The organism is Hydrogenophaga sp. FW305-3-2-15-A-LB1, from assembly GCF_058787875.1.
Genome location: NZ_JBYTAE010000180.1, coordinates 1 through 1,351, shown reverse-complemented (window position 1 = coordinate 1,351; position 1,351 = coordinate 1). Strand labels below are relative to the sequence as shown.

The 1,351-nt window shown below is 59.3% G+C and carries 1 protein-coding gene; it reads right to left on the bottom strand.

All coding sequences use genetic code 11. The annotated features are described in order from the left end of the window. Window positions 1–259 precede the first annotated feature (259 nt). Complete coding sequence (locus AC3WPZ_RS27935; protein WP_492442619.1) at window positions 260–1,276, bottom strand: IS110 family RNA-guided transposase; 1,017 nt, start codon at window positions 1,274–1,276, stop codon at window positions 260–262. Window positions 1,277–1,351: the final 75 nt, after the last annotated feature.

Genomic DNA, 1,351 nt, shown 5'->3' with positions numbered 1-1,351 from the left:
TCTTATATGGACGCCTCCCAAGTTGCAAGCGCTTTGTGTGTTGGCCGTATTGGCGGGCTGCATTCTTATATCCGGCCTGTTGACGCAGGCGTTGTTGCCCGCTGGCCCTGATGGGATTCGCTGAGAGGTGCCTTGATCTTCGGATCGAGCTTCGAGAGCTCCGGAGCAAATTCAGGCCCTACCTCTCCCGGTCCAACCTATTCAGCCATCACACATCTTCGCGCTGCCAAACCTCAGGTTCCTTGAGTCGCTACGCAGGTCACGCTGCTGATTGCTGGATCTCTGGTTTGTAGTTCCTGCTGTGGGCAAGCATGGCCCAGATCGTTCGTGCGATCTTGTTCGCCAAAGCAACCACAGCGACGTTCCATGGCCTATCCCGCATCAGGCGTTCAAGCCAAGGCGAATGCTCCTTCTGGCGCGCCATGACCGCCCTGGAACAGTGAATCAACATGGTCCGGAGATATGAGTTCCCCTGTTTACTCATGCCAAGGATGCGCACACGACCGCCCGTGCCAGTGTGCCGAGGCACCACTCCCAGCCAGGCAGCAAACTCTCGGCCAGAGCTGAACTCCTTGGCATCACCCACCGAGGCAACGATCGAGGTCGCGGTCAGCAACCCTACCCCAGGAATCTGCAACAAACGCTCGCAGCGCTCGTCCGATCGCTTGAACGCTTCCAACTTGCGCTCGATCGCATCCACCCGTTCTGAGAGCTGCAGGATCAACTGGTACTGGTCCCGCATCGCTTCAATCGCCATGGCGGGGATCTTGTCCTCCAGGCTGGCGAATGCCTCCGGCAGACGTTTCACGCACCAATGCCGGCCCTCCGGAAGAGCGAATCCCAGCTCGTAGAACACGGCTCGGAGCTGGTGTAGCTGGGCAGTCCTGGCCTTGACCAAGCCGTCCCGCATGGTGTGCAGCGCCAAGATCGCCTGCTGGGCTTCGGTCTTGACCGGCACGAAGCGCATTTCGGGACGCTGCGCTGCCTCCCATATCGCCCGAGCATCGGCCGCATCGTTCTTGTTGCCCTTGACGAACGGCTTGACAAACTTCGTCGCAATGAGTCGCACCTCATGGCCAAGTGCGCGCAACTGGCGCGCCCAGTGATGGGAGCTCCCGCACGCCTCCATCGCAACAACGCAGGGCTGCCGATTGGAGAAGAACGGCACCATCTCTGCTCGCTTGAGCTTCAGCTTGGTGATCTCCCCTGTGTCGGGATCAACCGAATGCAATTGAAAGAAGCGTTTGGCAATATCCAGTCCGATCACAGCGAGCATGGCGGTCTCCTTGGTAGGTGGATGGGACCTCCATCGTGACCGAAAAAGACTCAGGAGGCGTCCATGCCATCCTCG